Below are 26,287 nucleotides of genomic sequence, written 5' to 3' on the forward strand. Positions count from 1 at the left end.
GTCAGCAGACCGGCCAGGTTTTTAAAACCTAACAGGTCTAAAACCCCACTCTCAGGTTGACGCCCATGCTGCGCACGGCGGGCTGTCCGAAAACGTCTATGCCCTGCAGGCCGTTGCCGGAGCTCATGGATACTTCCGGGTCAAAAGGCGCATGCAGGGTAAAGAAGCAAAGGTTCCTGGCTGTAAGCCCGGCCTGCATTTGCCGTATCCATTTGGAACGGACAGGTATCTGACAGCTAAGGGACAGCTCGCGCAGGCGTATGTTGGTAGCATCATACATATACATTTCACCGATGCCTGCACGGCCGCCGATGGTCGTGTAATATTGCTGTGCATCATATTTCCCGGTAAAAGGCCTGCCATCCTCGTATACGGCATTCAGCGCCACGCCGCCGTTATCCCTGGCCCGGGCGCTGGTTTCGCTTACGCCGTACTCGTCCTGTATGGCCTGCGTAATGCTCATCACTTTGCCGCCGAACTTTCCATCTACCAGGAAGCTCAGCGTAAAGCCTTTGTAGTTCAGCATATTGTTCCAGCCCAGCGTAAAGCGCGGGTTGGGATTGCCGATGTTCTTCAGCACGTCCTTGTTGGTTTTCAGGTGCCCGTCCCCGTCAATCACATACTGCCCTTTTTCGTTCCGGTACAGCTCCTTGTTGCTGTAAATGTCGCCCCAGGAGCCGCCTTCCTTGATGAAGGAGCCGTACATATTGGTCAGGAAATCCGTCAGGATGAAATAATTGTCCGGTCCTGCGCCCGGTATGCCGGGATTGCTCAGTTGGATGACCTCGTTTTTGTTGAAGGCATAGTTGAGAACGGACTGCCATTTGAAATGCTTGTTACGTACAGGCACCAGCGTGATAGCCGCCTCCAGGCCCGTATTCTGGATATTGCCCAGGTTCAGGTAATAGAACAGGAAGCCGCTGCCGCTGGGGGCCGGCACCTCCATGTACTGCTGGTAATTATTGTTCTTGTACCAGGTCAGGTCCAGGTTGATGCGGTTATCCAGCAGGCGTATTTCCGTACCGGCTTCCAGGGAGCGGTTGTCCTCCGGTTTCAGGTACACGCCGGGATAGGGGGAGCGGGTGTTAAACGAAATGCGGGTTACCCCGGCTACGGTTTGCAGGGTGAAGCGCGCCGGCCGGGATACATAAGGTGCTATGTCGTTACCTACTTTGGCGTAGGAAACGCGCAGCCTGGCAAAGTCCACGAAAGCCGGCAGTTGCACCATATCGCTCAGCAGGGCGGTGAGCCCGGTGGAATAATAGAAATAACCTTTACCATTGATCGGCGTATAGGCAAAGGTGCTGGACCAGTCATTGCGGCCGGTCAGGTCCAGGAACAGGTAGTCCCGGAAACCTAACTGGGCGCTGGCAAAAACGGCCTGCAGTTGTTTTTTTTCAATATACTGCTGTGCATCCAGGGCATTGCTGGAAATATCCGCCACGGAAAAATGATTGGCGACGCTCAGCCCCGGGTTCGCGTTGGGATTGGTGCTGATGAGCGTGCGGTCATGCGCCCGCACGTCCATTATGCTGGAGCCCAGGGTGGCCGCCAGTTGCAGCCGGCTGTCCAGTTTTTTTACGGCGCTTAGTATCAGGTCGCCGTATAACTGGGTATTGGTTTCTTTTTCCAGGGTGTAGCGCCCGTTGGGCGGCGACAGCACGGTTTGCGTACCGGCATAGGCTTTCAGCTCATACTGGTCGTAGGAGCGGTCAAAGCTGCCCCTGGCCTGCACGTACAGCCAGTCGTTCAACTGGTATTTCATGGAAAGGGAGCCCATGCTGCGCGTGCGGTTCTCTTCCCGCAGGCTCCTGTACAGCAGCCAGTAGGGGTTCTGCTGGTCGTCCTGCCCGGTCCATTCCTTGTCGTGGCGGATGTTCCACCAGTTTTGCAGCGGCAGCCCGCGGGCAGGGTCCGCGTACTCATAATTTTTATAGTCGTTAAAGTCCAGTCCTCTCGGGAAGTTATACAAACCGGTCAGCGGGTTGAAGTACAGGCCGCTGGCCGGGCGGTTCAGGGCTTTTTGCAGCAGGAAGGTCACATTGCCGTCCAGCAGCAGGCGGTTGTCCAGCAGGCGCAGGGAGCCGCGGTAATTAAAGGTATGCCGGTCCAGCCTGGTATTGGGCAGTATGCCTTTATTGTTGGTATTGGAATAGGAAAAGTAGGAGGGCGCTTTGTCTATCCCGCCGCTGAAAGATACGGAGTTGGTAAAGGTAACGCCGGTATTGAAGAAGGGCCGCACATGATCCGGGGCCTGCACGGGAGCGCCCCAGCTTTCCGCGGCGCCGGGCTGCGGCTGTCCTTTGTCATCCGTATAGGGGCGGATAGTTTGCCCGTAGCGATACTGCAGTTTGGGCAGCAGCATGGGCGTGGAGATAGTCAGGTCGGAGGAGACGTTGATATGTCCTTTACCGGGCTGGCCCTTTTTGGTGGTGATCACGATCACGCCGTTGGCGGCCTGGCTGCCATAGAGGGCGGCGGCGGATGCGCCTTTGAGCACGCTGATGGTCTCAATATCGTCCGGGTTCAGGTTGGCGATGCCGTCCCCGCCATCGCGCCCGCTGTTGCCTACAATGTCGGACGATTCTCCCCAGATGTTGGCCGGTTGTGAGGGCGTGTAGTTGGCCATGGGCACGCCGTCAATAATGTACAGGGGCTGGTTTTCGCGGGTGGATTTGTTACCTCTTAATATTACCCGGGCAGATCCACCCGGGCCGGATGCGCTGCGGAAAATATTCACCCCGGCGATCCTGCCGGAAAGACTGTTGATCACGTTGGCGTCCTTTACGCGGGTCAGGTCCTCGTTGTTCACCTGCTGGGTAGAGTAGGAGAGCTCCCGGGTTTTCTTGGAGATGCCCAGGGCGGTGACCACGAATTCATCCAGCCCTTTAATGCTTTCTTCGAGGGTAATGTTGATCTCTTCCTGGTCGCCCACCATCACTTCCTTGTGCAGGTGGCCTACAGAGCGGAACAGCAGGATATCCCCTGCTGCGGCCCTGACCAGGAATGCGCCGTCGGCATCGGCCTGCGTGCCGCGGGTGCTGTTCCTGACCAGTATGGTGGCCCCGGCCAGCGGGCGGCCGTGCGGGTCCCGCACCTGTCCGTATATTTCCTTTTCGGGCAGCGCGCCGTTTACCAGTTCCACGTTGGCAGCCGGGCTGCCCGTTTCCCCCGGCCCTACGATCACTTTATCTTCCTTCAATACGAATTTGAGCCCGGTTTGTTCCGCCAGCATGTCCAGCACTTCTTCCACCGGGGTTTTATTGCAGTGCAGGGTGATTTTCCTTTTCAGGCGCTGGCTCAGGTCCGCCTTGTCATAGTGAAAGCGCAGCCCGGTTTGTGCGGCAATTTCCGTCATCACGGCTTCCAGTGGCCGCTGCTTTACCTGTATGCTTACCAGGATGGGGAGTTGGGTGTGATGGTCCTGGAGCTGGTATGCAGGCGGGAAGGCGGCCCTTACAGGCAGGGACATGCCTGCCGCCGGCAGCAGCATGAATGGCAGGCCGGCAGTCATACTTACAAACAGGAAGTATGATTTGACTGTCATTGTTTTTTAATTAGCTACACAGCTTTTCAATGGCTGTTTCTCAGCGTAATTGTGTCCTTGCTGATCTTGTAGGAAAGGGATTTGGCAAGGCATATGGTCTCTATCACATCCTGCAGGCTTTCTTCCTGGAAGAAGCCTGTGTACTTCCACTCTTTTTTATCGCTTTGGTTGATAATGGTAACACCGTACCGGTTCTCTATCTCTGTTATTACTTCATTGTATGACGCGTCTTTAAATACCAGGTAGCCTTGTTTCCAGCCGGCAATTTCTTCCGGGCTGGCAAAGGAGGATTTTTCCAGCCGGAGGGACTGCAGGTCGTAATGCACCTGCTCGTTGGGCTGCAGGATAAGGGCCTGGCCGCTGCTGCCGTTGCGGGCGCGGTCTACCTGCACTTTGCCGCTCAGCAGGGCCACGGTGATCCTGTGCTCATGGGCATAATCGCGGATATTGAAGGAAGTGCCCAGGGCCGTGGTGCGCAGGTCGCCGGCATGCACGGTAAAGGCGCTGCTTGGATCGGGGGCCACGGTAAAGAAGGCTTCCCCTTCTTCCAGGTACACGTTGCGGCTACCGGCCGGGAACTGCTGTGGGTACCGTATGCGGGAAGATGCGTTGACCACGATGGTGCTGCCGTCGGACAGCACGATCCGTTCGTTGGCGCCTTTGGCGGTTTGCAGGGTAACCATGCCGCCGGCAATGTGACGGCTGCTTTTGGGCGATGTATGGGCCACCGGGGCCGTATCCGGGGAGCCGGCGGGAGATTGCTTTATATAATTGAACAGCCAGGCGCCGGCCAGCAGCAGTATGCTGGCGGCCGCGGCCACGTAATACCAGGGGCGCAGGCGCCTTTGGCGGGGCACTTGTATCTTTTCATGGATGCTTTGCTTTACTGCTTCCAACTCCAGGGAAAGAGCGTCGTCATTTTCAACGGTGGAGGGATGCCGGTTAACGCCTTCAAACCATTGTTCAATGATCTTTGATTCCTCCGCTGTGCATTGTCCCTGTGTATAGCGTTCCAGTACCTTTTTAATATGTTCTGTATCCACCGTTTCTTGTTTAAGGTTTATTAGTAGTCGTACAACCCTTGCGCTGGTACTATCCGTTACCGGTTTCCGTATGGGAGCGCAGTATCTTCAGCGCCTTGGTGATCTGGTTCTTGACCGTCTGCTGCGACAGTCCCAGGCGTTGCGCGATCTGCTCAATGGTTTGATGCTCAAGCCGGCTGAGCATAAATATTTCTTTCATACGTTCCGGCAGGTGGTTGATGGCCTCCAGTATCTCCTGGTTCCTGGCCTTGTAATCAACATGGTCCGTTATATTTTCCGGTTGTGTGTCAAAGTGTTCTATCAGTTGCTGCAGGTATTTGCGGTAAGAGCTGTTCTTGCGGTAGATGTCTATGATCTTGTGCCGCGCGCCCTGGTACAGGTAGGAGCGCAGGGAGTCGCTGATCTGGAGCTGCTTTCTTTTTTCCCAGAGGGAAACGAAGAGGTCCTGCAGCACATCCTTGCTGATCTCGCCCATTTCCAGCTTGCTGAAGATGTACAGGTACAAGGGCTTGCTGTAACGGTCGTAAATGGCGTTGAAAGCCGCCACGTTATCGGCCCGCAGTAAGGCAAGCAATTGTTGATCTGGATAGTTGCTGTACACGGCTATAAATTTAATTAATAATTAATAATTAAGCATTAATAATCGAAACGGCCGTGTTTCGCGTAACGGTCGTGTTACGGGTGTTATTAATTGTTAATTATTAATTATTAACTCTCTTTCAGCCGTAGCTCGTTCTTGTACTCCTTGGGTGTTTTGCCAACTATTTCCTTGAAGAAGCGGTTAAAGTTCGAGAGGTTCTTGAAGCCGCAGGAGTAGGCAATTTCGGCAATGGACCAGTCTTCTTCCGTCAGCCGCTTGCAGGCGTGCCCGATGCGCACTTCGTTGAGGAACTGTACAAAGGACTTTTTGGTGCGGTTCTTAAAGAAGCGGCAGAAGGACTGGGGAGAGAGGTTGGTGATGCTGGCTACATCCTGCAGGGATATTTCCCGGGAAAAGTTATTCATTACGTACTTGAACACCTCGTCTATTTTGTGGTTGTCTTTTGCGTTAAAGGCGTGCGAATAGCCGGTGCTGGCCAGGAAGTAGTAGTCTTTGGTTTCGGAAAGCGTTTTCAGGATGCGCAGCAGGGAAATGATCCGGTCCAGCCCTTCCTTCCTGGGCAGGGCCAGTATTTCCTCCTTCAGTTGGCTGTGGGTGGCGCCGGTGACCTTCATGCCCCGCTGTGCGCGGTGAAACAGCTCCGTAAGGGCTTTGGTTTCCGGCAGCCCGTAGAATTTGTCCCCGAAAATATCCCTGGGAAAATAGATCACCACGGAGCGGGCCTTGAGCTGCTCCAGTCCTTTATAATAGTCCTCGTCGTTATACCATACATGCGGGATGTTGGGCCCCAGGAACACCATGTCTCCTACATCAAAGCTTTCGATGCTGTCACCCACGATCCTTTTTCCATGGCTTTCTGTTACGTATACCAGCTCGCATTCCGGGTGGAAGTGGAAGGGCGTATTGAAATACGGATCACAACGTTCTATGATCGTGATCTGGTTGTCTGCAAAGGCGCCAACTTTAATAAGGATGGGTTTCATCTGTTAATGTTTGTCTTTATCAGCAACCTGGCGGAACGGATGATCCCCGGCATTCCTATGCCCTGTGGTTGGAAAACTGTCATGCTCGGTTTCATGCGTCAATTAATTTTTTCAGCGGTCTTATGGAACCTCGCATTAAATGGCCCCCGTGTGGAAAAACTATCATGCTCGGTTTCATGCGTCAATTATTACGTTTTTACTGTCCTGAAGGAATTCCGGGCGCCTCATGCGATCCGGCAGCCAATATCCCCTGTTTGCGGTATAAAGATGGCAGGATGGTCGTTTCGCACAGCGTAGGTTGCCTCCTTTTTCCCGCCCCCCGCGGGAATCTTTCCTATGAATGATGCCAATTTATTAATTTTTGGTTAAAAAAATATCATTTCCTGTAATTTAGCTATTGATGTGCCTATTGTATTTTTGACAAGTAATTTTGTATTTTACACTGGGCTAAATCGATTGAGCGTGTTATACCTGCGCTTGAGATGAGTTTCCAACGCACCCGATTATAAGCACAAACTAATACAGACAGATGAAACCGAGCAGGATAAACATCTCTCATACAAGGGCATGTAAATGCGAGGTTCCATGAGATCGCTAACAAAAGTTATTTACGAATGAAAGGAATCTCTATAAAAGATATCGCCAGGCAGGCGGGTGTGTCTCCTACCACAGTTTCTTTTGTACTTAATGGTAAGGCGAAGGAGAAGCGGATCAGCGACCAGGTGAGCAAGAAAATACTTAAAATAGCCAACAAGCTTAAATACAAACCCAACCAACTGGCACGGGGGCTGCGCACCGGTAAGACGAAAACACTGGGGTTGATCGTGGAGGATATTGCCAATAACTTTTTCGCCAATGTAGCCAAGGTGGTGGAAGATGAAGCGGACAAGCACGGGTACAAGGTATTGTATGGCAGTACGGAAGACAACAGTGACAAGGCGCGCGGACTGCTGGAAGTGCTGAAGTACCGGCAGGTGGACGGCTATATCATTACGCCTGCCAAGAATATGGAGAAGGAGATAGAGCTGCTGAAAATGGTGCGCAAGCCGGTGGTGCTCATGGACCGCTACCTGCCGAATGTGGATTCCCATTACGTGGTGGTGGACAATTTCCAGGGCGCTTTTGCCGCTACCTCCCACCTGGTGGAGCAGGGCTACAAGAAGATAGGCATTATTACCACCACTTCAGACCAGGTGCAGATGAAGCAGCGCCTGGATGGTTTTGTGGCGGCCCTGAAAAAGCATGGTATTCCCTTTAACAAGAATGTGGTAAAGCGTCTGCCCTTTGAAATGGACCGCGCAGCGCATACCCAGGAGATCATCAGGTACCTGAGAACAACCAAAGTGGATGCAGTATTTTTTGCCACCAACTACCTGGGAATTTACGGTATAGAAAGCATCCGTTCCATGGGGCTTCGTATAGGCCCGGACGTAGGAATGGTGAGCTTTGATGATCATGACCTGTTCCGCCTGCACAGCCCTTCCATTACCTGCGTATCCCAACCGATAGAAGAAATAGGCCGGCAGATCGTGAACCTGCTGATGAAAGAGCTGAATCATGCTTCCAGCACATCGCAGCACCTGGTGTTGTCTCCCACGCTGGAAGTGCGGCAGTCAACCCAGAAAACCGTTCAGGCGGAGCTGCCCGCGTAATCCCCTGCGCTTTCCCGGAAAATACATCATGGAACTATTCCTTTGCCTGTGCTAAATACCTTGTTTTATTTTAGCACGGGCTGATCCTGTTTTAACTATTTTATTGAAAATGACGGGATAAGCTTGTAAATTATAAAAACTTTATCTATGTTTGAAATTGAATAAGTGACTGGATAATAATCAATGAACAATGATTGTGTTTCTTTTGTCATAAGTATGAAAGAATATCGTGTGCGAATGGGCGGTAGTTTGGCTGAGCATTCCCGGGCCCCGGAAAAAGGGACAGCGTTTTGAGATATTATAATAATTTTTACTATTTTGCAATAAATTACTATATTACATCATATTACGTTTGTTTTTACTAAAATCTCTATACGACGAACTTCCGCAATAGCTGCCGGTAATGCAGCCACGGCGGGGATTTCCTTTTGAAAACCTAATGAAAACCTATGAACATGCAAAACCTTTACATGACACATGCCACCTGAGCCGGCCCTGCACTGCCTGAGGCAGTAAGCCGTGTTTATTTATTTCCTTATACCTGGTATCGCATTGCCGGCCGTATCTCCTTACCGCGCGGGATGCTGATAACTATGCCAATCGCACAGTAATTGACCGCTTTTAACACTATAGTATTAATCTAAAAAAGAGTAAAATGAAAAGATCGCTCCTCGTATGCGCGGTACTTTTCCTTTGGTGCACCAATATTGTATTAGCACAGGAAAAGAAAACCATAGCCGGTATCGTGCAGGATGAAAAGGGTAACCCGCTGGTGGGTGTGAGTGTACAGGAAAAAGGCACTTCCAATGGTACACTCTCCGACCAGAACGGGGCTTTTAAATTGAGTGCCGACCCGGAGGGCACGCTCATTTTCACCTATGTTGGTTACTTAAGGCAGGAAGTGCCCCTGAACGGCCGGGTGTCGCTGGCCATCAGGATGGCGCCGGACAGCAAGGGCCTGAATGAAATTGTGGTGACTGCCATGGGTATCAAGAAGGAACGCCGTAAGCTGGGTTATGCGCTCGCTACCGTATCCGGTGACGAACTGGTGAAGGCCGCGCCTACCAACTTCGCTTCTGCATTGTATGGCAGGGCCGCCGGCGTGAGGATCCAAACAACTCCCGGTGGTGCTACCAGCGCTGCAACGATCCAGATCAGGGGTATCAACTCCATCACCCAGGATAACCAGCCGCTGATCGTACTGGATGGTGTGCCTATCCGGAAGGACATTGTGAATACCGGTAGCTATGATTCTGATACCCGCCTGCGGGGCAACAGCCTGCTGGATATCAACCCGGACAATATCCAGGATATCAGTATCCTGAAAGGCGCCGCTGCTACGGCACTTTACGGTTCAGACGGCGCGAACGGGGTAGTAGTGATCACCTCTAAAGCCGGCAGCAAAAAGAGACAGGGTATAGGCGTTGATTTCAATTATTCCTATGGTATTGAGCAGGTAGGGATTGTACCTGAATACCAGACGGAATATGGTCCTGGTTATGACCGAGCTACTAACATAGGGCTTTACGGTTCTCCTGACGGATGGGTGGACATGGGCGACCTGAATGGTGACGGCAGGGCGGACGTTAGACCTTCCTTCAGGGCTTATGGCCAGTTTGGCCGCAAGTTTGATGGCAGTGACATCTATTACTGGGATGGCTCTACCCGTAAATATGTAGGGCATAAAGATAACTGGAAGGATTTCTACCAGAATGGCTACAGCTCAATTGCCAACATTGCATTGTCTGGCGCTACCGATAAATCGGACTACCGTATATCTTATGTTCGCAATGATTATAAAGGCGTACAGATTGGCGGTAAGCAGCAGAAAAACACCTTCAACCTGAATGCCACTTATAAAGTCAACTCCAGGCTCAGCACAGACATCACGGTTACTTATGTAAATGAAAAAGTACATAACCGGCCGGAACAGATACACAACCTGACAGCAGCCTTTAATGGTATGTTCAGTGCTGCGGACTACATGGATGTGTACTTTGATAAATATAAAACTACCAAAGACTATAAATATGTGCCCTATAACCAGAGCCAAAGGGATCCTGATGAAGCGTTAAAATACGATATCAGGGCTTATAACTTCATGGATTTCCTCTGGAAACAACTGATGAACAGCTATGATGAGTACTCTAACCGTGTGATCACCAGCGCTACCCTGAACTACGAGATTATAAACGGGCTGCGCTTCCGTGGGAGGGTAGGGAACGACTTTACCGGTTATACGGCGGAAACCAAGGAACATACGGAGTATCCGCTGTCCTTTGGCGAGACCGGCAAGTATATCACAGATAATAACCAGTACAGCATTATCTATAGCGATCTGTTGCTGGCCTATACCAAGAAGTTTTCCCCCCGTTTTACATTGAATGCCAGCGTAGGTTACCAGGCGCGCAGGCATGAGAACCGCTACAGTCATGTGAGCACGGAAGGAGGTTTAACGCAGGAAAACTGGTTCAGTACTAATGCATCCAAAAATGCGTTGTCCGCAAGGTCTCCCCGCAGCTACTACCTGCAGGACGGTCTCTTTGGCATATTAGGGCTGGAATACCGGAACATGCTGTTCCTGGAAGGTACCATCCGCAGGGAAAGAGTATCTACCTTGTTCCCGGAGAATAATATTTATTACTATCCCAGCGTGAGCGCTTCCTTTGAGCTGAGCAGGGCGATGGAATTGCCCAGGGCTTTCGACTATGTGAAGCTGCGTGCGGGTTATGGTGGTGTGGCCAGCCCGGCAGAAGCTTATACCGCCAACGTAGTGTATACAGGCGCCACTGTGAATTCCGTGCCTTACCTGTATCCCAGCAGCTCTTATGGCAATAATGCCCTGGATCCGCAATTGAAATATGAAACAGAAGCCGGCCTGGAAGTGAAGATGCTCGAGGGCAGGTTTGGACTGGACGTATCTTACTACACGAATATTACCAAAGGCCAGATACTTCCGCTGACCTTATCTCCCAGCACCGGCGCCAACTCCATATGGACCAACGTAGGGGATATGCAGAACTATGGTGTGGAAGTAGCCCTGAACGGCGTGCCCTACACGAGCCGGAATTTTGAGTGGAACGTGCGTGGTACTTTAGGCTATAACAGGAACAAAGTAAAAAGCCTGATGGATGGCCTGGAAGAGCTGCAACTGACCGATGTTGACAACGGTGCGCTGAGGATCGTTGCGAAACCGGGCAGCAATGCAGGGGATATTATGGTGTATAGGCGCAAGACAAACGAGGAAGGTAAGTATATCGTTAACAGCAGCGGATACTATGATATCGATGTAACCAAACAGGAAAAAGTAGGTAATATTCAGCCTGACCTGGTGGGCGGTATCGGCAATACCCTGCGCTATAAGAACTGGAGCCTGGACTTTTTAGTGGATTTCCGCTGGGGCGGACAAATGGTGTCTGCTACCAATTACCTGGCCAGGGGCGCTGGTTTATTGACCAACTCCCTGCAGGGCCGTGACCAGGCGCATGGTGGTATCACTTACTATGAAGATGGTACCGGCGCCAAGATACCTTTAGCACCGGGTGCTTCTGCTCCGGGAGGCGCTACTGTTTATCACGATGGTATTATCATAGACGGTGTGGACGCTACGGGAAAACAGAACGACATCATACTGGAAGCAGCAGATTATTATTTGACTACCTACTCCTGGGGGCCTACACCCAATTCTTCTTACGAGGATGCAGTGTTTGACAACAATTTCATTAAGCTGCGCGAGGTGGCTCTGAATTATTCCATACCTGTAAGGCTTGCCAACAAAATGAAAGTACAGAAGCTGACCGTAGGTCTTTTTGGACGGAACCTCCTGTACCTCTACAAAACCATAGAGAACGTAGATCCTGAAGCAGGGATGGGTACCAGCTTTGTAAGGCAAGGTATAGGTGGTGGCACCATGGCCGCTTCCCGCACCATAGGCGCCAACCTGAGACTGAGCTTTTAATTGATCAAGCTTTAAACTGAAAAAAATGAAGAAAAATATTCTTATCATATCAATGCTGGCGCTCGTAGCAGCAGGTTCCTTTACCGCTTGCAAGAAGTCGCAGTTTGATGAAAAATATTATGACCCGGAGAAGACGACGGTGGGCACCATTGACGGATTGTATACAGGCTTGTTTAAGAACAGGCGCGTGTTTCCCAACTACCGGCATATGTTTACCTTCCTCGGTGAAATAACCGGCCGTTATACCCAAAGCATCGGCTTCGTGAATGACAATAAAATGTATGAGCCGAACCCGGATTACGTGGAAGACCGCTGGAGCGATTTTTATACCGCTCCGGGAAGCGACTGGACAGCACCGCTTTCCATTTTCCGTGAAATGGAGAAGATCCATGAAGGGCTTGGGAATGAAGAGGAAAAAGAAGGCTATTTACTGTTCATGGAAACCGCCCGTATTTTCGTATACGACCAGGCTGCCCAGCAGGTGGATATCTGGGGAGATATTCCCTTCTCTACCGCGGGTCAGCTCAACTACACAGGAGAGCTTACCCTGGCAACATTTGATGAAGGCGCGGCTGTATACGATTTTATACTTACAGATCTGAAGCGCATCAGCAACTGGCTGGCTACCGTGCAGCCAAGTCAGTTCTATATGAACAAACTGGCTAAACAGGATATACTGCTGAAAGGCGACCTGCTGAAGTGGCGCAGGTATGCCAACTCCCTGATGCTTCGCCTGGCTATGCGCATATCTTATGTGCAGGAAAGCAGGGCACAAACGCTGGTGCAGGAGATACTGGGCAATCCCACCCTGTACCCGCTGATAGATGTGATTACTGATAACGTGCAGATCACGGCTGCTGCGCCCAACCTGCTGACAACGGATATGAATGCCGCCTGGACGGAATTTAACCACAACCTGGCCCCTGGCTATATGGTGGATTCACTGATGGAGCCTGCCGGTGATCCCCGGTTAAGGGTGTTCTACGAATTGAATACAGGCGGACAATACCAGGGAGTACCTACTTCCTGGAACACTACCCAGCAGGAAAATGCAATAGGTGCTGGCCTTATTTCCCGCCTGGATACGGTTACTTTCTTAAGGAACGAGTATTTCCCGGGTATTGTGATCACGGCTGCCGAAGTAAGCTTCCTGAAAGCAGAAGCTTACCAGCGTTGGGGGGGCGGAACTGCCAGAACAGCCTACGAAACAGGTATCCGTCAGTCTATTGCTTACTATTTCCAGATACATAACCTTAGCCAGTACAATGGCACCAAGGAAACGCCTTACACGGAAGCGGAGATCACGCTTTTGCTGGCCAATCCGCTGGTAGCCTACAATCCTGCTGATGAGGAAGGTAGCCTGAACAAGATAGCCCTGCAGAAATGGGTGGATTTCGGTCCGATGCTGGCCCCGCAGGCCTGGGCAGAAATGAGGCGCAGCGGTTATCCGAAGCTGAGCGTACCGGTAGATGGAGGTTCTACGCTTGTTCCCACGCCGCCGGCCAGGTTACTGTATCCTTCTACGGAGCGTAACTTGAATGCCAAGAATTACGAAGCAGTGGCAGCCAAGGACCTTTATACTACGAAGGTTTTCTGGGTGAGATAAGCTTTACCCTATACCAGCATAAAATGCCAAAAAGAGACCCGTCACGGCCCTGCCGTGGCGGGTCTCTTTTTGTTGCCCTGATTATTATGTATTTTGGGCATTTACGTTATGAAGAAATGCCTCCTCATACTCCTGGCCTTTGGCTGGTCCGGCATGCTGCACGCCCAAACCGGCAGCCTGCTCCCGTTGGTACAGCCCCTAACCGGCACTGCCAACAGCACCACCGCCGCCGCGCTGAAACATGGCGCCGGCACCGAACGGCTGGCCAACACCATACCGGCTGTGGGCGTACCTTTCGGTATGACCCAGTGGACGCCGCAAACCCGTACTTCGGAACAGAAATGCCTGGCGCCCTATTATTACAAGGATACCCTGCTGAGCGGTTTCCGGGGCAGTCATTGGCTCAGCGGCTCCTGCACCCAGGATTACGGTAGTGTAACTATAATGCCCCTCACCGGCCATCTGCGCACACGGGTGGCGGATTTTGCAACCACCTTCTCCCACCGGCAGGAAACCGCCGCCCCGGATTACTACCGCGTGCAACTGACGCAATATGGCATTACAGCGGAAATGACAGCCCTGGCTCGCAGCAGCCTGTTGCAGTTTACCCTGCAGCGGGCAGACAGCTTTTACCTGCTGGTAATGCCTAATAGCGACCAGCAGCAGGGCTTTGTGCAAATAGACGCTCAACGGCAGGAGATCAGCGGTTACAATCCTGCCCACCGCATTTACCAGGGCTGGGGACAGCCGGCGGGCTTCAGCGGGTATTTTGTAGTGCAGGTGGAACGGCCCTTCAGCGTAAAAGGTACGTTCAGTAACGGAGACGTATATACTACGGACAGCCTGGGCAATCGTTCCCGGCTGGGCGCCTATATTGGCTTTAAGGCAGCAGCCGGTGAGCGGGTGCGTATCCGTGTCGGCACTTCCTTTACCAGCATAGCAGCGGCCCGCAGGAACCTGCAGGCGGAGATCAATACCTGGGAACTGGCTGTCGTGCGGCGGCAATGCGCCCGTACCTGGGAAAGCGCCCTGGGAAAAATTAAGGTGGCGGGAGACAGCACGCAACAGCGTATTTTTTATACCGCCCTGTACCACAGCCTGCAGCATCCCCGGACGTTCAATGATGCAGACGGGGCCTATCCCCGCTTTGCACAACAGTACCGGCAGGCCAGGCTGGGATCCGGGAATTACTACGACGATTTTTCCATGTGGGATATATACCGTGCGCAATTGCCCCTGCTGGAAATACTGGACCCGCAGCGTGTAAATGACATGGTGCGCTCCCTGGTCCGGAAAGGACAGGATGGCGGTTGGCTGCCCATTTTCCCCTGCTGGAACAGTTATACCGGCGCCATGATAGGCGATCATGCTACCGCCTTCATTGCATCTGCCTGGCAAAAAGGCATCCGGCAGTACGATGCGGAAGCCGCTTATGCACTGATGCGCCGAAACGCATTTGAAACGCCCGCCCGCGCTGCCTATGTGGACGGGAAGGGGCGCCGCGCCCTGGCATCATACCTGCGGTATGGCTATATCCCCCTGGAGGACAGTGTGCCGGATGCTTTTCATAAAAAGGAACAGGTGTCCCGCACACTGGAATATGCTTACGACGATTATGCCCTGGCCCTGATGGCCAAAGCCCTGGGCAAGCAGGCGGACCACAAGCTATTGCTGCAGCGTTCCCGGAATTACCGGCACGTGTTTGATACCGCCACCGGGTTTGTGCGGGGGCGATATGCTAACGGTGGCTGGTATACGCCGTTTGACCCGGATAAAAAAATGCCCTTCATCACGGAAGGTACGCCACGCCAGTATACATTTTATGTACCGCACGACATACCGGGCCTGGCCGCGCTGATGGGCGGCCAGGCCGGCCTGGAAACCGCGCTGGACAGTCTTTTCGCAAAAGGTGAATACTGGCACGGCAACGAACCCGGTCACCAGGTGCCTTTCCTGTACAACTATACGGCCGCGCCCTGGAAAACCCAGCGGGAAGTGCGCCGTATCCTGCAGGAAGAATATGCGGATGGCCCGGGCGGGTTGAGCGGTAATGACGATGCCGGCCAGATGTCCGCCTGGTATGTATTTGCCGCGATGGGAATGTACCCGGTAGACCCGGTATCCGGCGCGTACGCGCTTTGCGTGCCGCTCTTTGACCAGGTAACCCTGCAACTTCCGGATCATAAAAAGGTAAGCATACAGGTGCACCGGCCCAACCCGGCAGCCGCTTATATTGATCACGTAACCTGGAACGGCAGCCGCCTGGGCTCCCTGTTTATTGCACACCGGCAACTGGCGCCGGGCGGCCGTTTGGAGATATGGCTGAAATAAATTAATAATTAGTAATGAAGAATTAATAATTTTCACAGCGTAAGTGTTGTTACCCGGCACTCGTCTCTTAATTATTCATTATTAATTACTAATTCCACTATGAGGCAAAGACTTTTCTGTTTCGCACTACTTTTTGTATTCCTAAGCACTGCTGCTACCGCTAATGTCACCCTGCCTGCTATTATCGGCAGCAATATGGTACTGCAGCGGCAGTCGGAGGTGGTGCTGTGGGGCAAGGCCACCCATAATGCCCGTGTAACGGTGACCACCTCCTGGAATAAACGGGAGTATACCGTAAAAGCAGGCGCCGACGGCGCCTGGAAAGTAAAAGTGCAAACCCCCGCAGCAGGCGGTCCTTATGAGATCACTATTTCCGACGGTACGGCTATTACCCTGCGCAACATCCTGATCGGGGAAGTATGGATATGTTCCGGCCAGTCCAATATGGAGATGCCGGTAAAAGGATTCAGGAACCAGCCCATCCTACATTCCACAGATATCCTGATGGAGGCGGACAACCCGCAGGTACGCCTGTTTCACGTAAAGCGCAGAATATCGAGGGTACCGCAGTTCACCTGCGAGGGCTCCTGGGAAGTGTCTGATGCAGAAAGTGTGAGCACCTTCAGCGCTGTGGGCTACCAGTTTGCAAAGATGCTGCAGGAAAAGCTGCAGGTGCCCGTGGGGGTTATCGAAACATCCTGGGGCGGTACCGTAATAGAAGCCTGGATGAATGAAAAGAGCCTGCAGCCCTTTGCTGGTGAGATAAAGATACCTGCGGTGACAGATACCCTGAAACTGCATCAAAACGATCCTACGGGCTTGTACAACGGGATGGTGGCGCCGCTTATTGGCTACGGTATCCGGGGCACGATCTGGTACCAGGGAGAAAGCAACCGTACCCGTCCTGCACAGTACCGGCGGCTGATGCCCGCCATGGTAAACGCCTGGAGAAGCGTGTGGGACTGCGGGGAATTTCCTTTTTACTATGTGCAGATAGCCCCGTATGAATACGCGGGCGATCATGAACTGGGCGGCAAAATTCGTGAAGCACAGCTCAAGGCGCTGGAGGAAATCCCGAATGCAGGTATGGCGGTGACGATGGACGTAGGAGAGGAGAAGTGCATTCACCCGGCAGACAAGACCATCGTCAGCAAGCGCCTGCTGTATTGGGCCCTGGCCAGGACCTACGGTATGAAAGGCATTCCGCATGAAGGGCCGGTATATAAGTCTATGAAAGTATCCGCAGATACAGTGAACCTGTCATTTGATCATGCAGCCAACGGGCTGACCACCTTTGGCAAGCCGCTGACGGATTTTGAAGTAGCGGGTGCAGACAAGGTATTTCATCCTGCACATGCCTGGATCACCCGTGGCGGCGTAGCGGTGAAAAGCGAAGAGGTGGAAGAACCGGTGGCTGTGCGTTATGCGTTTAAGGATTGGGTGGTAGGCAATTTGTTTAATACAGAAGGATTGCCGGCTTCGTCATTCAGGACGGATGAGTGGTGATTTTGTATTACTCAAATAAAGAACCTCCGGTATCGCCGGAGGTTCTTTATTTAGACGCTAAGTTAGACTCCGGGAATGAAATTGACTGTGTATGTTGTGGCATCAGCGCGAAAACGTAGTTCCACCGCTGTGATGTTTAACTCGGCATACATACCGGTACCCATGCCGCCACATCCATAATAATATTCACCGTTTATTACACTGTTTAGTTCAAAAGGATAAGGGCCGCCTACCTGCTCCCCTGTATTGGGGGCATAAAATGTGATATAATATGGTGCTGGGCCGCTGCTGCTGGTGATCGAATAATCTAATAAACTACCACCGGCAGTAGTCTGACCCGTGATAGGGAAACTCGGATACGCTCCTTTTTTGATTGTAACGGAATGCTTAGAAGCCGGCGCAAAACTGGACAAAGAAAAAGACAGGCACAATAACAGTGCAATGGGAAACAACCTTTTCATAGTAAATGGTTATTGAATTGAGGGTTTAAAAAATAAAATGTCGTATCTAAAATAAGATGTTTTGGGGATATAAGCTCTGCTAAACTTTGCTAATGTTAAAGGCTATACGTTAACTTAATACAGCAACGAATGAAGCCCGGGTAAGCAGCCTTTGCTACCGCCCCGGGCTTCCTTTATAGTATATAACTGCCATTAGTACGGACCGATAAAATCAACCACATACCCCGGCTCAAAGGAGGCCACATGGAATATCACATTGGAAATTCCGGTAGCGCTTTGCATACCGGTAGCATAAAAATCAGTACTGGGGCTTCCCTGTGTAAAAATGTAGGACCCGCCTACCTGGTTGCCCTGGTAATAGAACCGGATAGAGTAAGGCGTGCTTCCGCTGCCGCTTACTTCGTAGGTCAGCAGACCCTGCATACCATAAGTAGTGCCCGTAGCAGGCCAGGAAATAGCAAAGGCGGCTGGCTTGTTTACAGGTACCGGGTGTTGCGGCGGTGCAAAGCTGGACATTGCAAATGAGAGGCACAGTAACAGTGCCATAGGGAGTAGTTTTTTCATAGTATGCATGTTAAGGGTTAAAGAATGGTATTAAATATAATACAATTATTAGGAATAGTTATAAAGTTAATATTCCTTAACATGATAAATTCGCGGGCATTCGCTACTTCAGCAGCTCCTTGATCTCGTTCAGCTTCAGCAGGGCTTCCACGGGTGTAAGCCGGTTAATGTCCACATGCTCCAGCTTGTCCCGTATCTCTTTAAAAGTATCGCTGTGGGCGTCAAAGATGCTGAGCTGCATTTTGGCTGGTGCGGAAACGATCTGCCTGATGCCTTCCTGCAGCGGTGCATCAATATGTTTTTCCTCCAGGTGGGCCAGCACCTCATTGGCGCGCTCCACCAGGGCGGGTGGCATGCCGGCCATCTTCGCCACATGGATGCCGAAGCTGTGACGGCTGCCACCGGGCGCCAGCTTGCGCAGGAACACCACTTTGTTGCCCGCCTCCATATTGGTGATATGGAAGTTCTTTACCCGGCTGTGCTTGTTCTCCAGCTCATTCAGCTCATGGTAGTGGGTGGCAAAGAGGGTCTTGGGCCGGTGGGGCGTCATGTCATGCAAATATTCCACGATGCTCCAGGCAATGGAAATACCATCATAGGTGCTGGTGCCGCGCCCTATTTCATCCAGTATCACCAGGCTGCGCGGGGTGATGTTATTGATAATGCTGGCGGTTTCGTTCATTTCTACCATGAAGGTGGACTCGCCGCCGCTGAGGTTATCGGAAGCGCCTACACGCGTAAATATTTTGTCCGTGAGCCCGATGGTGGCGCTGGCGGCAGGCACAAAGCTGCCCATGTGCGCCATCAGGGTGATCAGCGCGGTTTGCCGCAGCAGGGCGGATTTACCGCTCATGTTAGGCCCGGTAAGGATAATGATCTGCTGTTGCTCGCGGTCCAGCAGGATATCGTTGGCTACATAAGCCTCCCCGGGGGGCAGGCCGCGTTCTATTACCGGGTGCCGGCCCTCCTTGATGTCCAGTTGGTACCCGTCCGTAAGCTGCGGGCGGCGGTATTTGTATTGCAGGGCGTTGGCGGCAAAGCAAAGCAGGCAGTCCATGCGGGCCATGGCCTGTGCATTCTGCTGCACCGGTACAATGTAATCCTGCAGCGTCAGCAGCAGTTCGTCAAACAGCTTTACTTCCAGCGCCAGTATCTTTTCTTCCGCACCGGTGATCTGCTCTTCATACTCCTTCAGCTCCGGGGTGATGTACCGTTCCGCATTGGCCAGGGTTTGCTTGCGTATCCAGGCGGCCGGCACCTTGCTGCGGTGCGCATTGGTCACTTCCAGGTAGTAGCCGAACACGTTGTTGAATGCTACTTTCAGGGAAGGAATGCCGGTGGCTTCAGATTCCTTTTGCTGTATCTGCAGCAGGTATTCCTTGCCGGAGCTGGCTATCTGGCGCAGCTTGTCCAGCTCGGGATGCACGCCGTCGCGGATAGCGCCGCCCTTTGCTACCAGTATGGGCGGGGTATCGGTGATCTGCTCCAGGATGCGGTCCAGTATGGCGGGACAGGCGTCCAGTTGCTGGTGCAGTTGCTGCAGGTAGGCATTGTCCGTACCGGACAGCAGTTGCCGGATGGCCTGCACCTGCTGCAGCGCTTTGGCCAGTTGCATCACCTCGCGGGGATTGATCTTTTTGAGCGGTATCTTGGATACCAGGCGTTCCAGGTCGCCGGCCTGTTTCAGGTGTTGCTGCAGGGCTTTGGACAGGTCTGTTTCCCGGATGAAGTATTCCACTACATCCAGCCGTTCGTTGATACGGGCAATATCGCGCAGCGGGAATACCAGCCAGCGTTTCAGCAGGCGGGCGCCCATAGGGCTTACAGTGGTGTCCAGCACCCCCAGCAGGGTGAGCCCGTTTTCCACGCTGCTGTTCAGCAGCTCCAGGTTGCGCACGGTAAAGCGGTCCATCCAAAGGAAATCGTCCTGGTCTATGCGCTGCATGCCGGTAATATGCTGCAGGTGCGGGTGCTCGGTATCTTTCAGGTAATGCAGGGTGGCCGCCGCCGCAATGTGCGCTTCCTGCATGTCTTCCACGCCAAACCCTTTGAGGGAATGCGTGCTGAACTGCTTCAGCAGGGTTTCCTGCGCATACTGCGTGGTAAAGATCCATTCCTCCAGCGTGTAGGTATAGAAGCGCGGGCCGAAGGTTTGCCGGAAATGCTTCTGCTGCGGCTTGGCGAATATCACTTCCGCCGGCTTGAAGCTTTGCAGCAGCTTGTCGATGTACTCCGTATCGCCCTGCGCTACAAACAGCTCGCCGGTAGAAATGTCCAGGAAGGCCACGCCGGTAAGGGCAGCGCCAAAGTGTACGGCTGCCAGGAAGTTGTTGCTGGCGTTTTCCAGCAGCTTATCATTAATGGCCACGCCGGGCGTCACCATTTCAGTGACCCCGCGCTTTACAATGCCTTTTACGGTCTTGGGATCTTCCAACTGGTCGCATACGGCCACGCGGTGGCCGGCCTTTACCAGCTTATGGAGATAGGTATCCAGCGAATGGTGGGGAAACCCGGCCAGGTCCACGTAGGAGGCGGAGCCATTGGCCCTTTTGGTCAATACAATGCCCAGTACGCGGGCAGCGATCACCGCATCTTCATTGAATGTTTCGTAAAAATCACCTACCCGGAAAAGCAGCACGGCATCGGGATACTTTGCCTTGATGGCATTGTGCTGTTGCATTAACGGGGTTTCTTCCGATTTGCTTTTAGCCATACCTGCAAATGTAAATTCCAAATCCCAAATTCCAAATTCCAAAAAAGGAGCAAAATTCCAAATCCCAAAATCCAAATCCCAAAATCGGGTGCAATGGCCTAAGATATAGGAACGCTGTCATTTACTTTGATGTTTGCCGCCACTTTGGTACTTGGTATTTGGTATTTGGAATTTAGTAGTTTTGCCCTCATGCGCAAACTAACTACCAACGAGTTGGGCCGTAAAACCATCCACCAGTTCAGGCAGGCGGACAAAACGCCCCTGGTGCTGGTGCTGGACAATGTAAGGAGCATGCACAATGTAGGCGCCGTGTTCCGCACGGCAGACGCTTTCCTGCTGCAGGGCATTGTCCTGTGCGGGTATACGCCTACGCCCCCGCACCGCGATATCCATAAAACAGCACTGGGCGCTACGGAAACCGTGAGCTGGCAATACAGCGCCACCACGCAGGAGGCCGTACAGCAATTGCAGGAAGCCGGTTATACCGTAATGGCTATAGAGCAGGCCGAGCAAAGCATTATGCTGGATGCTTATACGCCGCCGGTAGACCGGCCGCTGGCACTGGTGTTCGGCAACGAAGTAACTGGCGTAGACGCAGGCGTGATGCAGCAGGTAGACGGCTGCATAGAGATCCCCCAGAGCGGGATGAAGCACTCCCTCAACATCTCCGTGAGCGCCGGTATCGTGGTTTGGGATATATTTGTGAAAATGAAAAAAGGATGATCAGCACTGTCAATAAATATCTTTCGCTCGTAAAGTTCAGTCACACCATTTTTGCCATGCCCTTTGCCATGACCGGGTTTTTTATGGCTACGGTAAAGGAGGGGCATCCCTTCCGCTGGCAGTTGTTCCTGCTGGTGGTGCTGTGCATGGTGTTTGCCCGCAGCGCTGCCATGGCCTTTAACCGCTGGCTGGATGCGGAGATAGACAAGCGCAACCCCCGTACCGCACAAAGGGAGATCCCTGCCGGCGTGATCGCCGCCAGCAATGCGCTGTACTTTGTGATCGCCAATGCCGCCTTGTTCATGCTGTGTACCTGGTTTATCAACCGCCTGTGCTTCTTCCTGTCGCCGGTGGCGCTGCTGGTAGTGCTGGGCTATAGCTATACAAAGCGCTTTACAGCCCTGTGCCACCTGGTGCTGGGCCTCGGGCTGTCGCTGGCGCCTATCGGCGCTTTCCTGTCGGTGACCGGTTACTTTGCCCTGCTGCCGGTGCTGGTGTCTGTGCTGGTGCTGTGCTGGGTATCCGGCTTTGACATTATCTATTCGCTGCAGGACGAGGAGTTTGACCGCTCCCAGTCCCTGAATTCCATACCCGCCTGGCTGGGCAAGCCGGGCGCCCTGCGCTGCTCCGAGATATTGCATGTAATAGCGGGATTGCTGGTGATCGCTATCGGCATACAGGGGCATTTTCACTGGCTGTACTGGATCGGGGCCGGCGTATTCATGATCATGCTGGTATCCCAGCACCTGCTGGTGAAGCCGCATGACCTGAGCCGGGTAAACCTGGCCTTTATGACCACCAACGGCGTTGCCAGCGTAGTGTATGCCATATTTGCAATAGCGGATATGTTGGTGGCATTATAATACATATGGGACGCATATTATCTATAGATTACGGTAAAAAAAGAACGGGCCTGGCCGTAACAGACCCCCTGCAGCTAATAGCCAGCGGCCTCACCACCGTGCCTACGCACAACCTGGTGCCCTTCCTGAAGCAATATATGGCGCAGGAAACGGTATCGGAGATCATCATCGGCGAGCCACGCAACCTGGATGGCAGCGCCACGGATGCCACGGCGCTGGTAACGGAGTGTGTCCGCATCCTGCACAAGCATTTCCCCGGTATACCTGTGAAAAAGATAGACGAGCGCTTTACCTCCAAAATCGCGTCCCGCTCTATGCTGGACAGCGGCCTGAAGAAAAAGGACCGGCAGAATAAGGCCCTGGTGGATGAAATAAGCGCCACCGTGCTGCTACAGGGCTACCTGCAGAACAGGTGAAAATTCCAAAATCCAAATCCCAATATCCAAATTCCAAAATTGAACACGAGCCCTCTGAGCTATCGGCAAACTGCTTTTGCATGGAGGCCTGGCCATTTGTTTGGAATTTGGATATTGGGATTTGGAATTTGGAATTTGCACTGATTTGGAATTTTTTAGATTCGTACCTTTGCATTTATTTTTTCAGAAAAACAGTTATTTAAATGATATTACCCATAGTAGCTTACGGGCATCCGGTGTTGAGAAAGGTTTGTGAAGACATTACTCCTGACTATCCGAATTTGCAGCAGTTCATTGCCAATATGTGGGAAACCATGTATGGCTCCAGCGGGGTGGGACTGGCCGCCCCGCAGGTGAACAAGCCGATCCGCCTTTTTGTGGTGGACAGCGAGCAGATCATCAATAATATGGATGAGGAGGAAAGGGCGGAATATCCCGGCGATCATGGAGTAAAGCAGGTCTTTATCAATGCTCACAAAGTAGAGGAGGACGGGGACGAGTGGCCTTACAATGAAGGCTGCCTGAGCATTCCCAGGATCCGGGAAGACGTGTACCGCCCCGAAAAGATCCGCCTGCGCTACCTGGACGAAAATTTCCACCCCCACGAAAGAACCTTCCACGGCATCACCGCAAGGGTTATTTTCCACGAATATGATCATACAGAAGGCAAACTGTTCATTGATTACCTGAAGCCACTTAAACGCAGGATGCTGAAAGGAAAATTAGAAGATATCTCCAAAGGCAAGATAGGCACGGATTACAAGATGATATTCCATAAATAAAATAGAAGAAAATTTTGTAATGTAAAAAAAAGCTTCTATTTTGGCCCCTGTTAATACTTAACTATCCTAGTGGCTGATTTGAGACCCTCTCTTACATATACTGAAGCTGAACTGGTACAGGGCCTGAAGGCCCGTGACGAGAAAATATTCAGCTATGTATATGACCATTATTCCCCGGCTTTATACGGCGTGGCCCTCAAGGTGGTGAATGACGAGAACGCGGCAGTAGACTTGTTGCAGGATATCTTTTTAAAGATATGGCGCGGCATTGATCGCTATGATGAGGAAAAGGGACGCCTGTTTACCTGGATGCTGAATATTGCTCGCAATACGGCTATTGACACCCTTCGCTCGCGGGCACACAAGCTGGGGCTGAAGATGCAGGAGATCGGCAACGGCCATTACCGGCAGGAGCAGCTCACCGTGCAGCAGTCTGTTGACCACCTCGGTCTGGGCAAAGTGCTGGACCAACTGAACAAGGAACAGCGGGTGATCATTGACCTGGCTTATTACCGGGGCTGTACGCAGGAGGAGATCGCAAAGCTGCTGGACATTCCGCTGGGGACGGTTAAGACCAGGATGCGAAACGCAATTATTCAATTAAGGAATATTCTAAAACAGGTGTAATCAAGGTGGATGTGCAACGCTACATATCGTCCGGAATTATAGAAAGTTACGTGGTAGGGCTCGTTTCCGAACAGGAAGCCAGGGAGGTGGAGAGCGCCATTGCGGAATACCCTGAGATCAGGGAAGCGGTAGAGGCCTGCCGGCAGGATATGGAGCGGTACGTGGAGCTGTACGCGGTATCCCCGCCAAAGGACATCCGCAGCCGTATACTGGATGCCATTGAAAACGAATCTTCCCCGGAAGGTGAGGAGCTGCTGCCCGAGGAGCTGCGGGAGCCCGGAGAGGCCGCGGCAGACAGGCCTGCCAGGCCGGCATTCAAATTGACGCCTTTGCGCGTGTGGCAGATAGTGGCTTTATTAGCGGTGGCAGGCATGCTGATCAGCATCTTATTCAATAACCGGTACGCGGGGCAGTTAGAGGCGCAGCAGGTGGAGTACGCTTCCCTGCAGGCAAACCAGGCTGCCCTGAAGGAGGAGTACCAGGCAGCAATGGCGAAGCTGGACGATGTGACCGGGGAACTGAATGTGCTGAAAGACCCCGACATCAAATGGACCCGGCTATACGGTACCGGCAAGCATGCCGGTCAACTGGCCACCGTTGGCTGGAACCCGGAATCCAAAGAAGTGTACCTGCGGGCGCTGTCCCTGCCGGAGCCCGGCCCCGGCCAGCAGTACCAGCTCTGGGCCCTTTACCGGGGCAAACCGGTAGACGCCGGCGTATTTGAAATGGGAAAACAGCAGCACGCCCTGCAGAAAATGAAGCCGGTAACGGCCGTACAGGTATTTATCATCACCCTCGAGAAAAAAGGCGGCAGCGCCACCCCCGCGCTGGACCAGCTATTTGTAGCCGGCCGCCCCTGAACCAGTTAGTAATTAATAGTTAATAATTAATAGTTGCTGGATACAAGTGCCTTACAGGCACATGTGTGTAACGAATATTATTAATTCTTAATTATTCATTATTAATTAATTTCCCTATCTTTCGCACTCATTTCTGTTCTAACCTGTTCATAACTTTTGCCTCCTTTAGAGAACGGACCATGCCTATGCTACAATGGTAGGCGGACGCTTTGCCTAAAAACCTAACCCATATATTTATTGTGGAATCGGACTTCACATACACGGAAGCAGAGTTGGTGCAGGGGCTGAAAGCCAGGAACCAGCGGGTGTTCAGCTATTTATACGACCATTATTCGCCGGCGCTTTACGGCGTGGCGCTGAAAATATTGAATGATGAGAATGCGGCAGGGGATACCCTGCAGGAGGTGTTCCTGAAGATATGGCGCAATATAGACCGCTATAACGAGGAAAAAGGACGCCTCTTTACCTGGATGCTCAATATTGCGCGCAATACCGCCATCGATATGCTACGGTCCAAATCGCACAGGCTGGAACAAAAAATCCAAGATGTGGGCGACGACGTACATTTATATACAGGTCATCTAACCGTTTACCAGTCTACTGACCATCTTGGACTTTCCAAAGTCCTTGAAAAGCTGAATAAGGAACAGCGCATCATTATCGACCTGGCGTATTATAAAGGGTGTACACAAGAGGAGATCGCGACGATACTGAATATTCCTTTAGGTACCGTTAAAACAAGAACGAGACTGGCTATGATCAGATTAAGAAATCTTTTAAAAGCGTTATAAACCCGTGAACGTACAACGTTTCCTATCATCCGGTATTATCGAGCTATATGTAGCAGGTATGGCCTCCGTGCAGGAAGCACAGGAGCTGGAAGCAGCTATGGCGCAGTTTCCCGACCTGGCCCGGGAGGTAGAAGCCTGCCGAAGGGATATGGAACAGTACGTTCGCTTGCAGGCCATTACCCCACCGCCCGATATCAAGGAGCACCTGCTGCGCATGGTGGCGGACGAAACCACGAAATACACCGATTGACCCGCTCAAA

General features: G+C 52.3%; 20 protein-coding genes. 13 read left to right on the forward strand and 7 right to left on the reverse strand.

Annotated features, from left to right (window positions below; all coding sequences use genetic code 11):
- Nucleotides 1-37: 37 nt before the first annotated feature.
- The 4 genes from LX66_RS12205 to LX66_RS12220 all read right to left on the reverse strand — a co-directional run bounded on the left by LX66_RS12205 (nt 38) and on the right by LX66_RS12220 (nt 6,174).
- Entirely contained in the window at nt 38-3,547 is a 3,510-nt protein-coding gene (locus LX66_RS12205; protein ID WP_145713647.1) for a SusC/RagA family TonB-linked outer membrane protein, read from the reverse strand.
- Nucleotides 3,548-3,573: 26 nt separating this feature from the next.
- The gene (locus LX66_RS12210; protein ID WP_145713650.1) at nt 3,574-4,590 is read right to left on the reverse strand and encodes a FecR family protein; all 1,017 of its coding nucleotides are present in this window, start codon (nt 4,588-4,590) and stop codon (nt 3,574-3,576) included.
- A 49-nt stretch (nt 4,591-4,639) separates the two neighbouring features.
- Nucleotides 4,640-5,191 (reverse strand): RNA polymerase sigma factor, encoded by a 552-nt coding sequence (locus LX66_RS12215; RefSeq protein ID WP_158642617.1) that lies wholly within the window; start codon nt 5,189-5,191, stop codon nt 4,640-4,642.
- A gap of 107 nt (nt 5,192-5,298) precedes the next feature.
- The gene (locus LX66_RS12220; RefSeq protein ID WP_145713655.1) at nt 5,299-6,174 is read right to left on the reverse strand and encodes an AraC family transcriptional regulator; all 876 of its coding nucleotides are present in this window, start codon (nt 6,172-6,174) and stop codon (nt 5,299-5,301) included.
- A 614-nt stretch (nt 6,175-6,788) separates the two neighbouring features.
- Here LX66_RS12220 and LX66_RS12225 point away from each other — a divergent pair.
- The 5 genes from LX66_RS12225 to LX66_RS12245 all read left to right on the forward strand — a co-directional run bounded on the left by LX66_RS12225 (nt 6,789) and on the right by LX66_RS12245 (nt 17,227).
- Nucleotides 6,789-7,826, forward strand: coding sequence for a LacI family DNA-binding transcriptional regulator (locus LX66_RS12225; RefSeq protein WP_145713658.1), 1,038 nt, complete (start codon nt 6,789-6,791; stop codon nt 7,824-7,826).
- Nucleotides 7,827-8,481: 655 nt separating this feature from the next.
- Nucleotides 8,482-11,784 (forward strand): SusC/RagA family TonB-linked outer membrane protein, encoded by a 3,303-nt coding sequence (locus LX66_RS12230; RefSeq protein ID WP_145713662.1) that lies wholly within the window; start codon nt 8,482-8,484, stop codon nt 11,782-11,784.
- Between the two features lie 25 nt (nt 11,785-11,809).
- The gene (locus tag LX66_RS12235) at nt 11,810-13,390 is read left to right on the forward strand and encodes a SusD/RagB family nutrient-binding outer membrane lipoprotein (protein WP_145713666.1); all 1,581 of its coding nucleotides are present in this window, start codon (nt 11,810-11,812) and stop codon (nt 13,388-13,390) included.
- Nucleotides 13,391-13,498: 108 nt separating this feature from the next.
- Entirely contained in the window at nt 13,499-15,721 is a 2,223-nt protein-coding gene (locus LX66_RS12240) for a GH92 family glycosyl hydrolase (RefSeq protein WP_145713669.1), read from the forward strand.
- Nucleotides 15,722-15,820: 99 nt separating this feature from the next.
- Nucleotides 15,821-17,227, forward strand: coding sequence for a sialate O-acetylesterase (locus tag LX66_RS12245; RefSeq protein ID WP_145713672.1), 1,407 nt, complete (start codon nt 15,821-15,823; stop codon nt 17,225-17,227).
- A gap of 62 nt (nt 17,228-17,289) precedes the next feature.
- Here LX66_RS12245 and LX66_RS12250 read toward each other — a convergent pair whose 3' ends face one another.
- The 3 genes from LX66_RS12250 to mutS form a co-directional block, all read right to left on the reverse strand.
- Nucleotides 17,290-17,688, reverse strand: a complete 399-nt coding sequence (locus tag LX66_RS12250; protein WP_145713675.1) for a hypothetical protein — start codon at nt 17,686-17,688, stop codon at nt 17,290-17,292.
- Nucleotides 17,689-17,880: 192 nt separating this feature from the next.
- Nucleotides 17,881-18,234: a hypothetical protein gene (locus LX66_RS12255; protein ID WP_145713678.1), complete on the reverse strand. Its 354-nt coding sequence runs from the start codon at nt 18,232-18,234 to the stop codon at nt 17,881-17,883.
- A gap of 121 nt (nt 18,235-18,355) precedes the next feature.
- Nucleotides 18,356-20,965 (reverse strand): DNA mismatch repair protein MutS, encoded by a 2,610-nt coding sequence (mutS, locus tag LX66_RS12260; RefSeq protein WP_145713679.1) that lies wholly within the window; start codon nt 20,963-20,965, stop codon nt 18,356-18,358.
- A 189-nt stretch (nt 20,966-21,154) separates the two neighbouring features.
- Here mutS and LX66_RS12265 point away from each other — a divergent pair, with 189 nt between their 5' ends.
- From LX66_RS12265 to LX66_RS12300, 8 genes are all read left to right on the forward strand, one after another.
- Entirely contained in the window at nt 21,155-21,688 is a 534-nt protein-coding gene (locus tag LX66_RS12265) for an RNA methyltransferase (protein ID WP_145713682.1), read from the forward strand.
- Nucleotides 21,685-22,551, forward strand: coding sequence for a UbiA-like polyprenyltransferase (locus tag LX66_RS12270; RefSeq protein ID WP_145713685.1), 867 nt, complete (start codon nt 21,685-21,687; stop codon nt 22,549-22,551). Before LX66_RS12265 ends, LX66_RS12270 begins: the two co-directional genes overlap by 4 nt.
- Nucleotides 22,552-22,556: 5 nt before the next feature.
- Nucleotides 22,557-22,967: a Holliday junction resolvase RuvX gene (ruvX, locus tag LX66_RS12275; protein ID WP_145713687.1), complete on the forward strand. Its 411-nt coding sequence runs from the start codon at nt 22,557-22,559 to the stop codon at nt 22,965-22,967.
- Nucleotides 22,968-23,170: 203 nt separating this feature from the next.
- Nucleotides 23,171-23,749, forward strand: coding sequence for a peptide deformylase (def, locus tag LX66_RS12280; protein WP_145713690.1), 579 nt, complete (start codon nt 23,171-23,173; stop codon nt 23,747-23,749).
- A gap of 69 nt (nt 23,750-23,818) precedes the next feature.
- Nucleotides 23,819-24,376 carry an RNA polymerase sigma factor gene (locus tag LX66_RS12285; protein WP_244620384.1) on the forward strand — a complete coding sequence of 186 codons (558 nt, stop codon included), beginning with the start codon at nt 23,819-23,821 and terminating at the stop codon, nt 24,374-24,376.
- Between the two features lie 11 nt (nt 24,377-24,387).
- Nucleotides 24,388-25,236, forward strand: coding sequence for an anti-sigma factor (locus LX66_RS12290; protein ID WP_145713693.1), 849 nt, complete (start codon nt 24,388-24,390; stop codon nt 25,234-25,236).
- 239 nt (nt 25,237-25,475) lie between these two features.
- The gene (locus tag LX66_RS12295; RefSeq protein ID WP_145713696.1) at nt 25,476-26,027 is read left to right on the forward strand and encodes an RNA polymerase sigma factor; all 552 of its coding nucleotides are present in this window, start codon (nt 25,476-25,478) and stop codon (nt 26,025-26,027) included.
- 4 nt (nt 26,028-26,031) lie between these two features.
- Nucleotides 26,032-26,277: a hypothetical protein gene (locus LX66_RS12300; RefSeq protein ID WP_145713698.1), complete on the forward strand. Its 246-nt coding sequence runs from the start codon at nt 26,032-26,034 to the stop codon at nt 26,275-26,277.
- The last annotated feature ends 10 nt before the right edge of the window (nt 26,278-26,287 follow it).

It is taken from the genome of Chitinophaga japonensis, assembly GCF_007830125.1.
Lineage (GTDB): Bacteria > Bacteroidota > Bacteroidia > Chitinophagales > Chitinophagaceae > Chitinophaga > Chitinophaga japonensis.

Coding starts and splice junctions, on each gene's coding strand:
- ruvX (WP_145713687.1), top strand. CDS start 22,557: ATGGGACGCATATTATCTATAGATTACGGTAAAAAAAGAACGGGCCTG.
- LX66_RS12255 (WP_145713678.1), bottom strand. CDS start 18,234: ATGGCACTGTTACTGTGCCTCTCATTTGCAATGTCCAGCTTTGCACCG.
- LX66_RS12220 (WP_145713655.1), bottom strand. CDS start 6,174: ATGAAACCCATCCTTATTAAAGTTGGCGCCTTTGCAGACAACCAGATC.
- LX66_RS12265 (WP_145713682.1), top strand. CDS start 21,155: ATGCGCAAACTAACTACCAACGAGTTGGGCCGTAAAACCATCCACCAG.
- LX66_RS12235 (WP_145713666.1), top strand. CDS start 11,810: ATGAAGAAAAATATTCTTATCATATCAATGCTGGCGCTCGTAGCAGCA.
- LX66_RS12240 (WP_145713669.1), top strand. CDS start 13,499: ATGAAGAAATGCCTCCTCATACTCCTGGCCTTTGGCTGGTCCGGCATG.
- LX66_RS12230 (WP_145713662.1), top strand. CDS start 8,482: ATGAAAAGATCGCTCCTCGTATGCGCGGTACTTTTCCTTTGGTGCACC.
- LX66_RS12245 (WP_145713672.1), top strand. CDS start 15,821: ATGAGGCAAAGACTTTTCTGTTTCGCACTACTTTTTGTATTCCTAAGC.
- mutS (WP_145713679.1), bottom strand. CDS start 20,965: ATGGCTAAAAGCAAATCGGAAGAAACCCCGTTAATGCAACAGCACAAT.
- LX66_RS12270 (WP_145713685.1), top strand. CDS start 21,685: ATGATCAGCACTGTCAATAAATATCTTTCGCTCGTAAAGTTCAGTCAC.
- def (WP_145713690.1), top strand. CDS start 23,171: ATGATATTACCCATAGTAGCTTACGGGCATCCGGTGTTGAGAAAGGTT.
- LX66_RS12225 (WP_145713658.1), top strand. CDS start 6,789: ATGAAAGGAATCTCTATAAAAGATATCGCCAGGCAGGCGGGTGTGTCT.
- LX66_RS12205 (WP_145713647.1), bottom strand. CDS start 3,547: ATGACAGTCAAATCATACTTCCTGTTTGTAAGTATGACTGCCGGCCTG.
- LX66_RS12250 (WP_145713675.1), bottom strand. CDS start 17,688: ATGAAAAGGTTGTTTCCCATTGCACTGTTATTGTGCCTGTCTTTTTCT.